This is a genomic window from Anaerolineales bacterium, from assembly GCA_015075725.1.
Lineage (GTDB): Bacteria > Chloroflexota > Anaerolineae > Anaerolineales > Villigracilaceae > Villigracilis.
The window spans coordinates 4,143,976-4,160,634 of sequence record JABTTV010000001.1 but is presented as its reverse complement, the minus strand read 5'-3'; the positions used below and the strand labels follow the sequence as shown (position 1 = coordinate 4,160,634).

Here is a 16,659-nt window from a genome sequence, read left to right as displayed (position 1 = left end):
TGAATCGCCCATTACCAGATATCGCCGATTGTAAATCCATTCGGGTATGGGTCACTGGGGTCGACCACGAATTGATGGATGCCCGTGATCCACGCTGTGCCGCCAATGGTGGGGACAACGGCTTTGTACGGACCGACCTGCGTCTCTTCGATGAGCCGACCCGTGAAGAGCGTGCCGAGAATCCCTTCGTGGATGAAATCTTGATCCAAGCCAAGTTGATGGCGCGCGTACAGTGTTGCCATCTTGGCGCATGTGCCCGTGCCGCAGGGAGAACGGTCAATGACGCCTGTCCAGGTGGAGGGTTTGTTCCAGTCGATTTTGCCGGTGGAAACAGTGACGACATTTTTGCGGTGCGCTTGCGGATGTACCGGCGGCGCGGAAAGCTGCCCAATGGTTGGACCGGTAATTTCCGGGTTATCAGGATGCATGACCGGGTATTGCTCTGCCGTGGCAGATTTGACCATTTCAGTGATGCGGGTGATGTCTCTGCCTTCGTCGGGCGTGAGTTGCAAGCCGAATTGCGCGGCGTCTGCAATCGCGTAGAACATGCCACCCCAAGCCACGTCCACTTTGACGGTGCCAAGCGTGGGGATTTCGACATTGAGGTCGAGATGCACGGCAAAAGCGGGGACGTTCTTGAACGTGATTTGCGTGACCTTGCCATCTTTGCACTCAGCACGGATGCCGACCAGCCCAGCGGGCGCTTCAAGCATGAATTCGGTGACGGGATCACGCATAGGAATCATGCCTGTCTCGAGCAGGGTTGTCGCCACACAGATGGTGTTCGTGCCAGACATGGGCGGATACTCGGTCTGCTCCATGATGATGAAGCCTGCGGCGGCGTCTGGATTCGTAGGCTGCATGATGACGTTGCAGCATAAGGCGGGGTATCCGCGCGGCTCGCGTAACATACGCAGGCGCAGGTCGTCGAGATTTTTCTCCATGAATTTCATCTTCTCGAACATCGTCCTGCCGGGCACGTCGAGCACGCCGCCGGTGATGACTCGCCCCGGTTCGCCGCAGGCGTGCAGGTCAACAGCGGTGATCATGTTGGTGAGGCGCATGGGAGGCTCCGTGGAAAGTAGAAAATAGGGAGTGGGAGGTGACGAAAGAAGAAAGAGGAATAAAGGAAGATGGTTATGCCAAGTTTACCTTATTTGATTCCAGCCTGATAAAATATTTGTATGGAATACAAAAGAGACAGCTTTATCATTTCAGATGACCCTTCGCGCCTTGATGTGGATGCAATTTGTGATTTCCTCTCACGCGCCTATTGGGCGGACAAACGTCCGCGTGGGGTGATCGAGAAATCGATACAGTTTTCGGTGAATTTCGGCTTGTACGATGGGGAAAGACAAATCGGCTTCGCGCGCGTGGTGACTGACCGCGCCATCTTTGCCTATCTTTGCGATGTCTTTATCCACGAGGACTATCGCGGTCGGGAGTTGGGAAAATGGATGATGAAATGTGTAATGTCCCACCCTGATTTACAGGGGATGAAACGTTGGTGTCTTCTCACTCGCGACGCTCATGGATTGTATAATCAGTTTGGTTTTACCGAACTGGGCAACCCATCTCGCTGGATGGAAAAGCTCGACCCGGCCCAATAACCAATTGCCAATAACGAAGGATATGCGTGCTCGAAGAACTCTTCTCCAAACCCGTAGGCTTTTTCCTGATCGTCATGGCGATCATCCTGATCACGCCGCTGATCTCGGAACGGTTAAAACTGCCCGGCATCATCGGCATCATAATCGGCGGCATGCTCATCGGTCCGCACGGGCTTGGCCTGCTCGAAGATAACGACCGCATCCAATTCCTCTCGACCATCGGACTGGTCTACCTCATGTTCAGTGCCGGTCTCGAAGTCGATATCAATCAGTTCATGAAGGTCCGCGCACGGGCTTTGGTGTTTGGCATCATCACCTTCATCTTTCCGCAATTGATGGGTATGGGGCTTGGCTACATCCTCGGGCTCGACTGGCTTGGGATGATCCTGCTTGGTTCTGCGTTTGCATCCCATACCCTTATCGCATTCCCCATCCTTACAAAGCTTGGCGTCACTCGTAATGAGGCGGTGGCCGTCACAACCGGCGCAACCGTCCTTACAGACATTGGCGCATTCATTATCCTTGCAGTAGTCCTCGGCGCAGGCAAGGGCGGTTTGAGCTTCGGTTATTTTGCTCAATTGTTCGTTCTACTTGCCATCTTTACGGCGCTCATCATTTTTGGGTTGCCGCGTTTTGGCAAGTTTGTCTTTCAAAGACTCACTGGTCGCGCCGTCGAATTTCAATTCGTGATTGTCGCGCTTTTTGTCGCCGCCTTTGTGGCTGAAGTCATCGGCGTGCATGAAGTGGTCGGTGCGTTCCTTGCGGGACTGGCGGTCAACTCGATGTTGCCGTGCCACAGCCCGGTGGCGGGTCATGTACTCTTTATCGGCGAGTCCTTTTTCATTCCCGTCTTTTTATTATACAGCGGTCTGATCACCAATCCGCTGACTTTTCTCGAAAGCCCGCAGACCATTGTTGTGGCGGCAGGGGTCACAGTCGTTGCATACGTTTCCAAATTCATCGCCGCCTGGCTCACTGCCCGGATTTACAAATACTCAAAATCCGAGTTCTGGACCGTCTATGGGTTATCCCATGCCCAGGCTGCAGTCACGATCCCAACCCTTGTTATCGGTTTGGAAACTGGACTTTTTGACCCAACACTCTTCAACGCCGCCATCCTGATGATTCTCCTCACTTCGATCACTTCGCCTCTCATCGTCCAGCGGTTCGCCCCCGACATTCAAACTGTCTCCGCCGACGTTGAGCAGACTTCACTCTTCGGTCGGATTCTCGTCCCCGTCTCCGAGTCGGGACACTCCGAAGGTTTGGTTTCTCTTGCAAGTTTGCTCGCCCGGGGTTCGAAGGGAAAGGTTTTGGCGGTCAGCATCGCGCAGGACAAGGGACCGAACGAACACAATAGTCTGATGATGCATAAGGAATTATTAGGCAAAGTGAGCCAATCCATGCATGATCCGGACGCCGAGATCGAATTCATACCGCGTCTTGCCGCCACTCATGCACAGGGAATCCTTCATATGGCACAGGAGGAAAAGGCCTCACTGATCGTCATGGGCTGGCGCGGACGGCGGACCTTTCGTGAGAGCGTTCTTGGGTCGGTCCTGGATGAAGTGATCTGGGGAACCGATTCTCCGGTGGTGGCGGGGAAGTTATCCCTGCCATTGAACAGCATGCGGCAGGTGATCTTTATTGTTCCACCCAAAGCGGTGCCTCCCATCGCCCTGCGCCGGATGGTGGAAGCCACGCTTGCCATCGCCAAGGCGTTGAACGTCCCTCTGCTCGTCCGCGCGGATAAAAGCTATGTTCAAAACCTCGAAGCATTATTTGCCGCAATCAACCCCGACCAGGTATATAAGCTGGAGACATTGAAAGACCAGCTCAAACCAGAGAAATTGGAACACGAAGTCGTCAGCGATTTCATCATCCTGCCGGGTTTTGGCTCCCGCAAACGTGTTCAGGATACGCTTGGGAACATTCCCGAACAGATCGCCCGGTATTTCGAGGGCAACCTCGCGATCTTGCATTTTGATAGATAGCCAATTGTGTCACTCTTGGCGGAGCGAAGAGTCTCTCAGAAAGGAGTGGAGATGCCTCGCTTCGTTCAGTATTACGTCACTATCGTCATTTCAAATAGATATCGTAGAATGCGATCGTTTGTCTCATTGCCTGCGAGAAATATTTGGATATATTGTGGTTGTCGCCGTCGTAGGTATATAAATTTACGATCTGTCCATACTGCCGTCCCAACTCCGCCAGCCGGATCGAAAACTCAACGGGGACATCTTCGTCCGCAGTTCCATGATGCAGTTCCAATGGTCCGGAAAGCTCCGCGAGGTAGGATGTCGCAGAGACAGAATCCCAAAAGACAGGGTTCTGCTCCGGAGTTCCATATTGCTCGATCCATGCGCCGCGCCACCCCCTCCCTGTGGAGCTCGGTGAGGGAGTGAATGCGCCCGTCCGCCGCCAGTTGTAGAGCAGGTCCGTATACGAAGCGACGACGCCAGCCCAGATCACGCCGACTTTCACTTCATCCGAAATGACCATCGCGCGCAGGGTCAAATATCCGCCCATCGAATGGCCCCACATGCCGATCTTCTCCGGGTTTATATCGGGATGCCGTTGGAGGGATGTGACGGCATTCATGACATCGATCTGGTAGCCGGGGTTGCCGTATGCGCCTGTCGCCTCGCCTTCGGATTGATCGTGTCCGCGGTAATCGATGCGGAAAACGACGTAGCCCGAGCGCGCAAGTTGATCGACATAGTGAATGTATCGCTCGGTCGTGCGGTACACGTCCGGCGGGATGTAGCCGTGGTTGAAGACGATGGCAGGGAAGCCCCCATCGGGTTTCTCGCCATTGGGAATGGTAAGCAGGGCATAGATCTTCAGTCCCTCAGAAAGATAATAGACATAATATCGGCGGTAATTCACGCCGCGCTCCAATTCTTTAACGACGGTGATCTCGCTGCCGGGATATTCCTGGTTTCTGAGCGCGATGATGCTCATGGGGTGCGGAACAGGAGTGGCGGTGGGCGCCGGGGAATATGTGAGTGCTGGCTCCGAAGTCAGTGTAAAAGTGGGTGTCGCTGTGGCGGGCTGGGGTGAGGGAATGGGCAGGGGAGTTGCCTCTGCGCCGCAGCTGGAAAGTAATATCGAAAGCAAGAAGAATACCGATAAGTTTTTTTTCATTTCATTCTCCAAATCTGCGAGGACATCTTTCTTGTAGTATAGAGAACAAAAAGAGACGGTCTATTACCGCCTCCAGGATTAATCTCTTATAATTATAGCTTCTTCCACGCCGCAATCCACATTTTGACCCGTACACGGACCCGGGCATCGGCATTGGCCGATGCCCATAACGAACTTGTTTTTCGGTATAGGTCGTCGTCCAGCTTTTCGAAATCCTCCCATTCCTCGTCGATGTAAGACTTCATCTCGGAGGGTGTGTCCCAGATGTAGAAGAAACCGAATTCGTCACCCTTTTCTTTCGAGAACCAACCGAGCGCTTCAACCTCCTTCATCGCTTTGAACGCGGCGTTATCATCTGCGATGCCGACGGGCATATCCATTAACTTGCCTGCGACCCTATGTCCGGTCGAAGAAACCACCTCCACAGACCAATTATCCTCGACGGGGCGCAGGTCGATCAGGATGCCTCGCGGCTTTAGGATTCGATGGATTTCGTTCAGAGCATGGACCATGCTCTCGTGTTCCATTCATCAAAGCGACCAGGCGAGGATGGCGATATCGAAAGTTTCTTTACGGAAAGGAATGTTTTTTGCGCTGGCACACGCAAAGCGGACTTTGTCGTGCAGGTCAGGGGAGGAATCCGCACGGGCGACACGCAAGGCCGAATGGTCGGGGTCAAACCCGATGGTCAGGGACGAGGCGGAGGCGTACTTCCACGTCAAACGCCCTTCGCCGCATCCGACCTCCATGATGCGTTTTCCATTAAGGTCAACAATGCTGTCCAGATGTTTTTTTTCGAAACCTTCGGGATCTTTTTGCAGGGTCATGGTTATTTACCGAGGATCGGATAATGAACTTGGGGCGCTTTTCGCTCGACAACCTGTTCCGCGGCGAGCGCCATTCGGAGGAGTTGATGCTCTTCCCATGCGCGACCGATGGCTTGCATGCCAACGGGCAATCCGATTTGAGTGTAACCGACAGGGAAGGAAATTGCGGGGTGACCCGTCATGTTCGCGGTGGTGACGAAGCGCATGATCTCGGTCAGGACGGTGAGATCAGAATCGCCATCTGGTAGGGCGCTCTTCTTGATCACAGGCGCGGCGATGGCAGTCGTGGGAGTAAGGATCACATCCACTTCTTTGAAGGCACTCACGAAGTGACCGATCATCCGGGTGCGGATGCGCTGCGCTTTGACATAATCGTCCGCGCTGAACTGCCGGCCCAGCGCAAGGTTGACCCGGACATCGTTTCCGTGCTCGCGATGGTATTTGTCATAATACTTCCCAAGACCCTGCAGCATCTCGCTGACAATGGTGAATAAATGTGCCACACGATTGGCTTCGAGATCGGGAATTACGATTTCCCTTACTTCGCACCCCATCTCTTCGAAATTCTTGACCATGGCATCGCACAAGGTAACAACCTTTTCTTCCGCATGGTCGAACCAGGGGCGATAGATGCCGATTCTGAACCCGTTCAAATTGAGATTGTCCCAGCCTTCGAGGGTGGGTAGCGGCTGGTGCAGGGAGTTTGCGTCTTTCGGGTCGGGTCCGGCGATGATGGCATAGGTCAGTGCGGCATCGGTGGCAGAAGCGCCGATGGGTCCCACATGAGCGACGCTCCAGTCGAGGGGGTACGCTCCGTGTTCGGTGACTCTGCCGAAGGTGGGTTTTAAGCCGACAAGTCCGCAAAACGCCGAAGGAATGCGGATCGAGCCGCCTCCGTCCGCGCCGATGGCGACTGGAACGAACCCGGCGGCAACAGCAGTGGCGGATCCGCTTGAACTACCACCCGTGTAATGGTTTGTGTTGTAGGGATTGCGCGGCGTGCCGTAATGCGGATTCAGCCCGGTCACGCCGATGCCGATCTCATACATATTGGTTTTGCCGATCAGCAATGCGCCCCCTGCGCGCAATCGCGCAACAACAGTTGCGTCTTCTTTTGCAGGCGTCTTACCAAGGAACGAGGTTCCCACAGTGGTGGGGTAGGGCGTCATATCGATTTCATCTTTGACTGCGACGGGTACGCCGTCGAAGATGCCAAGCGGTCTGCCTTCCTTGAAGCGCTGAGTCGATTCACTTGCCTGTTTCATCACATTGTCGCGGTTGATGGCAATGAATGCCCTGATCGGCGGGTTGGACGAATCGCTGGCTTCGATGGAGTCCAGCACACGATTTGCAACTTCTTCCGGGGTCGTCCTTCCATCGCGATAGGCTTTGGCAAAATCGTGGATGGATGCAAATCGAAATCCCTTGCCTTGAGATGGTTTTTCAGGCCAAAGCGCCTCCGGTACGGATGCCGGGTCGGTTTGCAATACCCCGGTGTAATGAATTGGAAGATTCGTTGGCGGTTCGTCAAAGTGCTGTTTGCGCAGGTGAGTAATGCCCGCGGTTTCGAACAGATTGGGAATCAACAATCCCTGCAGCGGTCCTTCAAGCAAGGACGCGGTCAATTTCAACATTCCACCGGCAAGGTAGGGGAAGTTGACCGATTTCAGGTCATATTGGTTTTTCATGATGCGCCTCTTTTCGGATTGGTCGTAGTTTCCGCTTTCCTTTCGTCAGCACTTCGTTTCGCAGGCAGGCTCAGGGCAAGCCTGGTGTTTGACAACGCCGTTTACACAGCTAAACTTTAAAAATCAAATCCAGATACTTCTTTAGCATATCACTCACCAGTCCGCGCATGGGCATGGTGGATGCCATGCCATACACGGGCGCCATGCTCCCCTTCTCCTCGGGATGACTTTTCACATGCGCCACCGCAGCCTTGAGGTCGGAGATGAAGCTCTCCTTCACGCCGGGCTGGGTGTGTCGCAGCGTCACACAGATGTGCATGCACGAAGGCTTGTGCAATCCGTTCAAGCTCCATTTTTTGCGGCTCATAAACTCCAGGACTTTGTAGATATCGAGGCTGTCGGACGCGAATGCGATCACGAAGAATGAATCGCCGATCAGGCGCAATTCTGGGATTTGCCTGACTTCATTTTTCAAATACTCGGCGGTTTCGAGAATCCTTTTTGTCGCGTCCATGTAGCCTTGTTCGCCGATGGAAGTCAACGCCGCCCAACATGCCGCGCTCAACGCGCCCGGCCGGCTGCCCGCAAAGGTGGGTGAGAAGTACAACCCGCCGGGCCATTCGGTGGTTGTGTAATATTGATAATGGCGCAGTTCCTTGTTGCGGTACAGGATCACCGATGTGCCTTTCGCGGCATAACCGAACTTATGCGTATCCACCGAAATGGATGTCACACCGGGCAGGCGGAAATCAAAAGGTGGGACAGCGTAGCCCAATTTCTCCGCCCAGGGTAGCACAAACCCGCCCAGGCATGCATCCGTGTGAAAACCAACCCTATGCTTAAGCGCAAGGTCGGACAAATCCTTGATCGGGTCGATGGCTCCGTGTGGGAACGAGGGGGCGGACCCCATGATGACCACCGTGTTGCGATTGACAGCTCTTCGCGCGGCGTTCACATCGGCGCGCGAGTCCGCATCCACAGGTATCTTGACCATTTTGATCCCGAAATACTGGCTGGCTTTGTCGAATGCTGCATGAGCTGTGATAGGGGCGATCATTTCGGGACGCGCGATTCCCCTGGTGTCCCGTGCCCAGTCGCGATAGGTTTTCATCGCCAGCATGATGCTTTCCGTTCCGCCTGAGGATACGGTCCCGCACACAGCCTGGCCTTCGCCTCCGAGCATGTTTGCGCACATGGATACGATCTCCGCCTCGAACTTGGTCGTGCTGGGCCAGACATCCGCATGCAGGGGATTACTCTGTGAGTTGATCGCGTACACCCGGTTCAAGAATTCGATGTGTTCTTCATCGCCGTGGTAGACCGCGCCGGAGACGAAACCATCCTTCCATTGCGCCTCCTCCCGTTTGCGAAGCGATTCCATTTCCTGCAAAATCTCCGCGCGGCTGCGGCCTGTTTCAGGCAGCCTTGCAAAGGCTGGGAATTTATCCTTGTAGGGTTTCAGTGATGTTTCCAACCCGCCCATTAATTCATCGTATTCCTTTTCGATCTTGCGGCGGATGGATGGGATTTTCTTCAGGCGCTTCTCCGCCCATGCCACCATCGGCGGCGGGAGTTTGCCGATATTCTTCATTAATAATTCTTCGAGGTTCATATATATCCTTAATTTCTTCTTTCTACTTCCCGCTTTCCATTGCCATCCCCCTGTTCAGCCTCGCATACACCTTCTTGTTGTTCTCATACACTGCCAAAAACTCGCCGAACAATTCATCGTAAATCTTTCGATGGTCGGGATTGGGTGTATAGGTTTTCGCCACCGGCACGCGCGAAGCGATATCGTCATAGTGGATGTGCCCCAGCGATGCCGCCGCCAGCAAAGCTGCCCCACGCACGTTGACTTCGATTGGATCTTTCATTTGCCGGATCGGGCGGTCCAATATGTCCGCGTGGATCTGACACCAGATATCCGACTTTGCCCCGCCCCCGACCATGTTGATATATTCAACTGGCTTGTTAATGAATTGCTCGACATACTTCAAGAGCCAGCGAGTATTGAAAGCCACTCCCTCGAATACTGCTCGCACCATGTCCTCCCGTGAGGTTTGCAGGGAGAGGTTGAAAAAACCTCCACGCACGAAGCGATCGTCGACGGGAGCCCGCTCGCCGTACAGCCAGGGAGTGTAGATCAAGTTTCCGCTCCCGGCGGGAGTCCGTGCAGCGATCTCGTCGAATAATTTATAGGCATGACCGGGTTTCTGGTTCGACAGTTCGTACTGATATAAAAACAAATTGTCGCGTAGGAATTGCAGGTTCACTCCTGCGCACTCCTGCTCATTGGTGAGCAAGTACCTGCCTGGAATGGCGGATGGAAGTGCGGCAAGACTGTGGGAAATGTCCGTTTTCTTGAACGGCACGTGGCAGGTCAGCCAGCCTGAGGTGCCGACGTAAAGGTGAGTATCGTAATCCGCCACCGCCCCCGAGCCGACCGCCGCGGAGTGAACGTCAGGAGAGCCGATGATCACTTTTACGTCATCGCGTAAACCCCATTCACCTGCAAGAGCAGGCAGTAATGAGCCAAGCATGTCATTTGCATGGCGCAGGTCGGGCAGTTTGCCCCGATCGATTTTCGATAAACGAACAAGCTTCTCGTCGTAAACGATGCGGTCGATGTTTCGATTGTCGGTCAACCAATGCAGCACGATCGAGTTGACTGAGGCGGCGAATTTCCCTGTCAATAACAATCCCAGGTAATCGATCGGTTCCAGGAACTTATATGTGCGCTCGTATATTTCCGGATGAACATTTTTGAAGTACAGGATATGCGCGATGGGATCCTTGCCGGTGTTGCTCGGTACACCTCCCGTGGCACGAATCCATTTCCAAAGTTTTACCGGCTCGTACCCTTCCACTTCGATCGCACCCCCGCAGATCTCGCGGATATACGGCTCGCCTCTTGAATCCATCCAGATGATCGCATTCGACAACGCCTTGCCATCCCTGTCGACCGCAACAGTACCGGACCATTGCCCTGTTGTTCCAATTGCGATAATGTCGTCATTCGGTACAAGTTTCCTGCCGAGCAATCGTTTGACGGCTGTATCGATCGCCTCCCACCATTCGGCGGGAGATTGCTCCGCGCCGCCATCGGGCAGGAGGATCAGGCGATTTTCCTGAAACTCGCTTCCCACCAGGTCCCCGCGTAATGAGAACAAAGCAACTTTCGGTCCCGAAGTCCCCAGATCGATCGCAAGCACATATTTTTCCGACGACATGCCCACTCCTCAAATGACAGTTAATACTTTCGCTCCACGGATTTTACCTTGCTTCATTTCGATCAGCGCCTGATTGGCGTCCTTCATATCATATTCCTGATATTCCGGTTTGATCCCCGCCCCCGCCGCCAGCTTCAAGAAATCGCTCACGTCTTCGCGCGTCACATTCGCCACGCTCTTGATTTCCTTCTCCATCCATAAATGCTCCGGGTAATTCAACTGGAGGAGGACATCCCTGTCCGTTTCCTCTTTACGGATCGCATTGATGACCAGTCTGCCCCCCGGCTTGAGGATTTTCAACGCCTCGATACCCGGACCCCAAACCGGGGTGGTATCTATGACCGCATCCAACGCTCCGGGTGGATTCTGATCTATGCCTCCCGCCCAATCTGCTCCCAAGGAGAGGGCGAATTCACGTTCCTGGGGGTTACGACTGAAGACAAAGACCTTCGAATTGGGAATCTTGAATTTCACCAATTTCAAGACAAGGTGGTTCGACCCGCCAAAGCCCATCAAGCCTATAGATCCCCCATCCTGCAAATTGGATAATCTGAATGACCGGTACCCAATCGCTCCAGCGCACAACAATGGAGCGGCTTCCGAATCTGAAATCGAATCCGGGATGGGATGCACAAAATCCGCGCGGACTTTCATGTACTCGGCGTAACCTCCGTCGATGTCGCGTCCCGTCGCCTTGAAATCAGGACATAAATTTTCGCGCCCGCTATTACAGAAATCGCAATCTCCGCACGCGGATGCGATCCACGCCGCGCCAACTCGACTGCCTTTGTTGCCGCCCTCTTCGATAATCCCCACCACTTGATGCCCCAAAATGACTGGCAATCTTGGAGGCGGCATCCGGCCTTCGATCTCGTCCAATTCGGTGTGGCAGACTCCGCAGCGGGTGACTTTGAGCAGAACCTTGCCTGCATCCAGTACCGGATCCGGCACGTCCTCCAAGGTAAGGGGAGCCGGGTTTTCTTCAAGAGCCGCTGTCGCGCGCAGAAGTTGGGCTTTCATGGAGAGATTTTCTTGTCATTCATCATTCTTCAACCATGCCACTGCTTCGTCAAAATCATAGAACACCCTCAAATTGATCCCGCGATTGCGCGTGACATTCTCATAGAACACATTATCCTTGTGATACTGCACATTGGCAACAACCGCCACCTTGTCCAGTTCGGAGAATGCACCCGTCGTTTTGTAATGTCCCGCCAGGTCGTAAAGTGAAAGGATGGACGATGTGTACTCGACCTGCCTGTCGTCGATCAAGACCCGTGAATGGGAAAGCCGTTTGCATGTTTCAAGGATCATCGCATGGATTTTCATGTTTTCCCCCAGCCCCTCCTCGATCCCGTTGCCTGCAAAATACAAGTATGCTCCTTTTCCTTCGACTGATTAATGAATGGACATGGTATTCCTGCAGTGCAAATCCCTAGAACAGAAAAGGGATGAGCATCTTCGTCGTTTTCATATACTCCTGATACTGCGTTCCAAAGAAATGAATACACTCAGCTTCATCGGTTTTGGCGGTCAGGATCAATAGGGTCGTCGCCAGGACAGCCAGAAGAACGCCCATCGCCGAAATTTGTTTGAAGAAGATACCCCAGGTGAGAAACAATAGCGAACAGTAAAGCGGGTGGCGGATATACCTGTAAACCCCGCTCACGACCAGTTGTGTGGTCTTTTCGAAACCCAGCAGGGAATCATCGCCATTGCGTATCCCGGCGGGTTTGCCCCTTGTTCTCAATTCGTAAATCCCAAGCCCAAGCGGCACGAGCGAGACTAACAACAACGCCCACGCAATCAACTGATTCCACGCGAGGGGTTTGTAGAACCAAAAGGTTACGTTCAACAGAAACAATCCCAACATGCATTCCCAGGCAAAAAAGCGATAAAAACCATGCGAGCGCGGAGAGCGCAGGGATTTGTGCGAAATGAATAAAAGGATCGCTGAAAGAATGATGAACGCCGTGGTTTTCATATTCTATTTCGGCGGTAATGTAAGCGCGACCTCCGTGCCTTCTTTGACCCATTTGTCGAGTTGGGAGGAAGTTTTGCAGCCCTTCGCATCCACCACCAGCCAGCCCTTCATCGGCCTGCCGGAAAAGTCAAAGAGTCTGACATGCGGCTTTTTGAGAAGTGTCTCGTACTTTTCAAGTTTCACCCGAATGATAAGACTGTCTTCCAATACCCCGCACGCCATGTTCCCATGAATGAGAAATCCGACTCCGCCGAACATCTTCTTTTCCACGAACGGAATTCCCTTCAATAGAGGCCGAATCCGTTCGACCAGTTTCAAATCAAAAGCCACATGGCCTCCAATTTTCAATCGCTAATTCAGCAATTCTCCAATCCTTCACATCACTCCAATTGCCATCCTCAGCCGGTTCCGAACTGACGGTCACCCGCATCGCCCAGGCCCGGCACGATGTAGGCGTGTTCGTTGAGATGATCGTCTATGGCGGCCACATAAATGTCAATATCGGGATGCGCCGTTTGCATGGCTTTGATTCCCTCCGGCGCGGCGATCAACCCGACGAACTTGATCTTCTTCACACCCCATTTTTTCAGAACCTCTGCGGTTGCTGTCGCAGAGCCTCCTGTTGCCAGCATCGGGTCGAGAATCAGGCATACGGCAACCCGCGGCTCGATGGGCAGTTTGTTGTAATACTCCACCGGCTTGAGCGTCTTCTCGTCGCGGTACAGACCAATATGCCAGACCTCGGCGCTGGGCATCAACTCCCAAATGCCCTCCACCATTCCCAGTCCCGCCCGCAGGATGGGAACCAGTCCGATCTTTTCCCGAAGTTGTTGGGCGTTCATCTTCGCCAGCGGTGTTTCGATCTCGACCGGGGAGGTGGCAAGGTCGGCGGTGGCTTCATATGCGAGAAGTCCCGCGATCTCACGTACGAGTTCGCGGAACTTCTTTGGCTCCGTCTTCTTATCGCGCAGCCGGGCGAGTTTGTGTGCGACCAGCGGGTGTTTCGATTCGTAGACGTTGGACATGCGATGTCTCCTGAGGATGATTTACCTGATTATAGCGCGAAGTGATTTTCGACACGTGAATTCCGGGAGGGAATTTTGTAAACTGAATGGCGGAGAGGAGGAATGGGGCTGCATGGAACAAAGATCATTGCATTTGTCGAAATTCTGTTTGTATTCCCTGTCAGACAAGTGACAGGTATGCCTTGCGCCTGTCAGGCGGATCTTGAATCAAGAGTCTGATCGAACGTGGCTCTGTTTGACGAAAGAGAAAACCATGAATGCTCAAACCAAGCCGCACCCCGCGGTTTGTTCGCCAAGATTCTCGATCTAGTACTTACGGTTCTTTCGATCAAATAGATCGGATAAAAAGGCAGGTCGATCATGAAAAATAGATCCATTGTCGCTTATTTCGCAATTCTCATCATTCTCTGTGCGGGGTTTGTGATCGGCGCAAGGATGATGGGAGAGCAGGGCGTCTATCTGGCGGGCGGATACATGCTCACGCCAGCAATTACCGCGCTCGTCACGCGTCTGGCCTTCCATGCACCGCGCTTCAAGGACGCCCATCTGCGATTTGGCAGGTTCAGAGATTACGTCAAATTCTGGCTGTACTCGCTTGGCATCACCGCTTTTTCGTTCGCGCTGTTCACGCTATCAGGTTCCATCCGCTGGGTTTTTTCAGGAAAAGTTTTCCTCGACCTGCTTGCCCAGCAGTTCGCTGCAACGGGAGAGGATTTATCGACTGGACTTCCGCCCGGCTTCACGCCCCAAATGATGTTGTGGCTGTTTGTCATCGGCGGGTTGACCGTGTTCAACATCATGCCCGGCATCGTCTCTGGTTTCGGAGAGGAGTTCGGTCATCGAGGGTTCATGTTCCCGTTTCTATCCCCGGACAAGCCCTGGCTTGGATTACTCCTCGGCGGGCTGATCTGGTATCTGTGGCACCAGCCGCTGGCGTTGGTCTTTCCCGTCCCGGCCCCGATCCCCGTCTGGCAAACAATAACCAATCACCTTGCTGCGATCATCGGTGCGATCTGCACGCATACATATCTTTGTTATGTGTACGCCAGGAGCAAGAGCATCTTTGTTCCTTCCATTGCTCATATTGCAATGAATAACGCCACGCGTTCGCTGGCTTATTTTGTCGTCATAGAAAACCAGTTTACGGCAAACCTGATGCAATACATCGTGATGATATTCGTTATTGCACTTCTATACCAACAAAACGAATTGAAGGTCATCCTGGAATTCCTGTCTGAACCGAATGATCGGGCATGAAAAAAGAATTCACTCAAGGATGCAAGGAAATAGATAATGAAGGATGTGCAGAAGAAAAACACAAGCTGTCTTTCACGGATCCTCCGCACGCTATTATGGGTCATCCTCATCACCGCTCTTCTTCTCATGGGAGGTTGTACCTATCAACGTATCGCCCTTGCGCGGACCCGTGAACAATTCCCCGCGCCAGGTAAACTCGTGGACGTGAACGGTCATCTCATGCAAATTCATTGCGTCAGAAGCGGCTCGCCTACGGTAGTGATCGACGCGGGCAACGGCAGTTTCTCCGTCGAGTGGATGCCCATTCAAGATGAATTGAGTCGGTCGACGCGAGTCTGCGTCTACGACCGAGCAGGCTACGGGTGGAGCGAAGCGGCTCCAGGTCCGCGTGACGGGGCGCAGGCGGTGTCCGAATTGCATGATCTGCTTGAGGCGGCGGGAGAGGCGGGTCCGTATCTGCTGGTCGGTCATTCGTTGGGCGGAGTCCATGTGAGGCTGTTCGCGCTGACATATCCCGATGAGGTCGCGGGTTTGGTGCTGGTGGATACCGCCCATCCGTTGACCATCACAACAGAGTTCGAGATGCAGATGCAATCTTCGATTGGTTTTTATCAGGCGATGAACTTGATGACCAGCACAGGTCTGTTGCGGATTTTGGGACCTCTGGGCGGCGAAGACAGCATGCCTGCCACCGCGCGCAAACTGCCGATTGAGTTTCAAGAGACGTATTTGAACCTGCTTCTCGATCCGAATCAATACGTCACTGCCATCGCCGAGATGCAAGCGCTCCCGCAGACATTTCAGCAGACAAGCGAATTGATAGTTGGCGAGCATCCCTTCGGCAACCTGCCCTTGATCGTGCTGACCGCGGGACAGACCTCCGCGCCTGGCTCGACGCCATTCAACGAACAATATGTCCCCGTACCTGATTCGCAGATTGAATTTCAGTTGGAACTCGCGAGACAATCGTCGCGGGGCGAACAGCGAGTCGTCGCAGAGAGCAGTCACTCGGTCCACCTCGATGCGCCAGAGGAAATGCTCAGAGCAATCCGTGACATGCTCGAAGTCATCCGTTAATCCATCTCGCGGACTTGTATAAAGCAATACCGATATACACGCAAGTGAGAGTGGTTCAAGCCACAGAACCTGCTGGTGAAATTTCAAGATGGAATCAGGAGAATATGAATGATGCGAAAATTCTTCCACTACTTTTTGGGCATGATCGTTCGTCCCAAATTAACAATCGAAGAACTGGTGCAGGAAACTTCCATACGCTACGCAGTCACACTGGTTCTCTTCGGTCTGGCGCTCACGTTGTTCAACCTCTTGCTTTTCGCTATCTTTGGTTTCGACTGGCTCGGCACGCGGCGCGAACTTCCCAGTCCGACCTACATCGGTTTCTTCGGCAGGTTGAGCGTGGGGACGGACGATTACGTTACTCTCTTCAATTTCCTTATTAATCCACTGATGGCATTGGTCGGGTTGATCTTCATCCCTGGACTGGCGCAATTGCTCGCGAAGATTTGGAGAGGTTCGGGAACATTCGAGCAGATGTTGAATACGATCGTGTTTTCAACAGGTGTGCCCTCCATAGTAATTTCATCCGTGTTGAACGACATTCTGCTGGGTGGGGTTTTACCCAACCTGCTTACAGGTCATCCCTACGCCTTCACCGCCGCTCAGACAGGCGAGTTTGGCGCGTCGATCCAGACGTTATGGTGGATCTACATGATCGGGATCTATATTCTTGCAAAGGACGCGTGGACGATTGCTTTGGGCGCGCTGGCTATTCGGCGCATTCAAAAGATTCCAATCTGGACGGCGGCGCTGATCATGTTGTTCGGCTACGTCCTTTGGTTTTACGGCATGGCTGGTACGTTTGTGCGATGAA

General features: G+C 53.4%; 17 protein-coding genes. 5 read left to right on the top strand and 12 right to left on the bottom strand.

Annotated features, from left to right (window positions below; genetic code table 11):
• Positions 1 to 11: 11 nt before the first annotated feature.
• On the bottom strand, positions 12 to 1,064 hold the full coding sequence (locus tag HS100_19950) for a proline racemase family protein (protein MBE7436200.1): 1,053 nt from the start codon (positions 1,062 to 1,064) through the stop codon (positions 12 to 14).
• A 120-nt stretch (positions 1,065 to 1,184) separates the two neighbouring features.
• Between HS100_19950 and HS100_19945 the strand changes: the two genes are divergently transcribed.
• Complete coding sequence (locus HS100_19945) at positions 1,185 to 1,610, top strand: GNAT family N-acetyltransferase (protein ID MBE7436199.1); 426 nt, start codon at positions 1,185 to 1,187, stop codon at positions 1,608 to 1,610.
• Between the two features lie 26 nt (positions 1,611 to 1,636).
• Positions 1,637 to 3,604: a cation:proton antiporter gene (locus HS100_19940; GenBank protein ID MBE7436198.1), complete on the top strand. Its 1,968-nt coding sequence runs from the start codon at positions 1,637 to 1,639 to the stop codon at positions 3,602 to 3,604.
• Positions 3,605 to 3,689: 85 nt separating this feature from the next.
• Here HS100_19940 and HS100_19935 read toward each other — a convergent pair whose 3' ends face one another.
• From HS100_19935 to upp, 11 genes are all read right to left on the bottom strand, one after another.
• Positions 3,690 to 4,574 (bottom strand): alpha/beta fold hydrolase, encoded by an 885-nt coding sequence (locus HS100_19935; protein MBE7436197.1) that lies wholly within the window; start codon positions 4,572 to 4,574, stop codon positions 3,690 to 3,692.
• 275 nt (positions 4,575 to 4,849) lie between these two features.
• Complete coding sequence (locus tag HS100_19930) at positions 4,850 to 5,284, bottom strand: hypothetical protein (protein MBE7436196.1); 435 nt, start codon at positions 5,282 to 5,284, stop codon at positions 4,850 to 4,852.
• Positions 5,285 to 5,287: 3 nt separating this feature from the next.
• Positions 5,288 to 5,584, bottom strand: a complete 297-nt coding sequence (locus HS100_19925; GenBank protein ID MBE7436195.1) for a class I SAM-dependent methyltransferase — start codon at positions 5,582 to 5,584, stop codon at positions 5,288 to 5,290.
• Between the two features lie 2 nt (positions 5,585 to 5,586).
• Positions 5,587 to 7,272, bottom strand: coding sequence for an amidase (locus tag HS100_19920; GenBank protein MBE7436194.1), 1,686 nt, complete (start codon positions 7,270 to 7,272; stop codon positions 5,587 to 5,589).
• 109 nt (positions 7,273 to 7,381) lie between these two features.
• Complete coding sequence (locus tag HS100_19915; protein ID MBE7436193.1) at positions 7,382 to 8,884, bottom strand: aminotransferase class V-fold PLP-dependent enzyme; 1,503 nt, start codon at positions 8,882 to 8,884, stop codon at positions 7,382 to 7,384.
• 22 nt (positions 8,885 to 8,906) lie between these two features.
• Complete coding sequence (locus HS100_19910; protein ID MBE7436192.1) at positions 8,907 to 10,502, bottom strand: xylulose kinase; 1,596 nt, start codon at positions 10,500 to 10,502, stop codon at positions 8,907 to 8,909.
• Between the two features lie 9 nt (positions 10,503 to 10,511).
• On the bottom strand, positions 10,512 to 11,522 hold the full coding sequence (locus tag HS100_19905; GenBank protein MBE7436191.1) for a zinc-dependent alcohol dehydrogenase family protein: 1,011 nt from the start codon (positions 11,520 to 11,522) through the stop codon (positions 10,512 to 10,514).
• A gap of 15 nt (positions 11,523 to 11,537) precedes the next feature.
• Positions 11,538 to 11,876 (bottom strand): hypothetical protein, encoded by a 339-nt coding sequence (locus HS100_19900; protein ID MBE7436190.1) that lies wholly within the window; start codon positions 11,874 to 11,876, stop codon positions 11,538 to 11,540.
• Between the two features lie 61 nt (positions 11,877 to 11,937).
• Positions 11,938 to 12,486, bottom strand: a complete 549-nt coding sequence (locus HS100_19895) for an isoprenylcysteine carboxylmethyltransferase family protein (GenBank protein MBE7436189.1) — start codon at positions 12,484 to 12,486, stop codon at positions 11,938 to 11,940.
• A gap of 3 nt (positions 12,487 to 12,489) precedes the next feature.
• Positions 12,490 to 12,816 (bottom strand): TfoX/Sxy family protein, encoded by a 327-nt coding sequence (locus HS100_19890; GenBank protein MBE7436188.1) that lies wholly within the window; start codon positions 12,814 to 12,816, stop codon positions 12,490 to 12,492.
• A 68-nt stretch (positions 12,817 to 12,884) separates the two neighbouring features.
• Positions 12,885 to 13,511, bottom strand: coding sequence for a uracil phosphoribosyltransferase (gene upp, locus HS100_19885; GenBank protein ID MBE7436187.1), 627 nt, complete (start codon positions 13,509 to 13,511; stop codon positions 12,885 to 12,887).
• Positions 13,512 to 13,871: 360 nt separating this feature from the next.
• Here upp and HS100_19880 point away from each other — a divergent pair, with 360 nt between their 5' ends.
• The 3 genes from HS100_19880 (at position 13,872) to HS100_19870 (ending at position 16,658) form a co-directional block, all read left to right on the top strand.
• Positions 13,872 to 14,768 carry a CPBP family intramembrane metalloprotease gene (locus tag HS100_19880; protein ID MBE7436186.1) on the top strand — a complete coding sequence of 299 codons (897 nt, stop codon included), beginning with the start codon at positions 13,872 to 13,874 and terminating at the stop codon, positions 14,766 to 14,768.
• Between the two features lie 36 nt (positions 14,769 to 14,804).
• Complete coding sequence (locus tag HS100_19875; protein MBE7436185.1) at positions 14,805 to 15,845, top strand: alpha/beta hydrolase; 1,041 nt, start codon at positions 14,805 to 14,807, stop codon at positions 15,843 to 15,845.
• A 108-nt stretch (positions 15,846 to 15,953) separates the two neighbouring features.
• Positions 15,954 to 16,658 (top strand): hypothetical protein, encoded by a 705-nt coding sequence (locus HS100_19870; protein ID MBE7436184.1) that lies wholly within the window; start codon positions 15,954 to 15,956, stop codon positions 16,656 to 16,658.
• Position 16,659 lies beyond the last annotated feature (1 nt).

Excerpts from the sequence above, each read along its gene's own strand:
- HS100_19905 (MBE7436191.1), bottom strand. The coding sequence starts at position 11,522 with ATGAAAGCCCAACTTCTGCGCGCGACAGCGGCTCTTGAAGAAAACCCG.
- HS100_19950 (MBE7436200.1), bottom strand. The coding sequence starts at position 1,064 with ATGCGCCTCACCAACATGATCACCGCTGTTGACCTGCACGCCTGCGGC.
- upp (MBE7436187.1), bottom strand. The coding sequence starts at position 13,511 with ATGTCCAACGTCTACGAATCGAAACACCCGCTGGTCGCACACAAACTC.
- HS100_19920 (MBE7436194.1), bottom strand. The coding sequence starts at position 7,272 with ATGAAAAACCAATATGACCTGAAATCGGTCAACTTCCCCTACCTTGCC.
- HS100_19945 (MBE7436199.1), top strand. The coding sequence starts at position 1,185 with ATGGAATACAAAAGAGACAGCTTTATCATTTCAGATGACCCTTCGCGC.
- HS100_19935 (MBE7436197.1), bottom strand. The coding sequence starts at position 4,574 with ATGAGCATCATCGCGCTCAGAAACCAGGAATATCCCGGCAGCGAGATC.
- HS100_19870 (MBE7436184.1), top strand. The coding sequence starts at position 15,954 with ATGATGCGAAAATTCTTCCACTACTTTTTGGGCATGATCGTTCGTCCC.
- HS100_19880 (MBE7436186.1), top strand. The coding sequence starts at position 13,872 with ATGAAAAATAGATCCATTGTCGCTTATTTCGCAATTCTCATCATTCTC.
- HS100_19895 (MBE7436189.1), bottom strand. The coding sequence starts at position 12,486 with ATGAAAACCACGGCGTTCATCATTCTTTCAGCGATCCTTTTATTCATT.
- HS100_19915 (MBE7436193.1), bottom strand. The coding sequence starts at position 8,884 with ATGAACCTCGAAGAATTATTAATGAAGAATATCGGCAAACTCCCGCCG.
- HS100_19925 (MBE7436195.1), bottom strand. The coding sequence starts at position 5,584 with ATGACCCTGCAAAAAGATCCCGAAGGTTTCGAAAAAAAACATCTGGAC.
- HS100_19910 (MBE7436192.1), bottom strand. The coding sequence starts at position 10,502 with ATGTCGTCGGAAAAATATGTGCTTGCGATCGATCTGGGGACTTCGGGA.
- HS100_19930 (MBE7436196.1), bottom strand. The coding sequence starts at position 5,284 with ATGGAACACGAGAGCATGGTCCATGCTCTGAACGAAATCCATCGAATC.
- HS100_19875 (MBE7436185.1), top strand. The coding sequence starts at position 14,805 with ATGAAGGATGTGCAGAAGAAAAACACAAGCTGTCTTTCACGGATCCTC.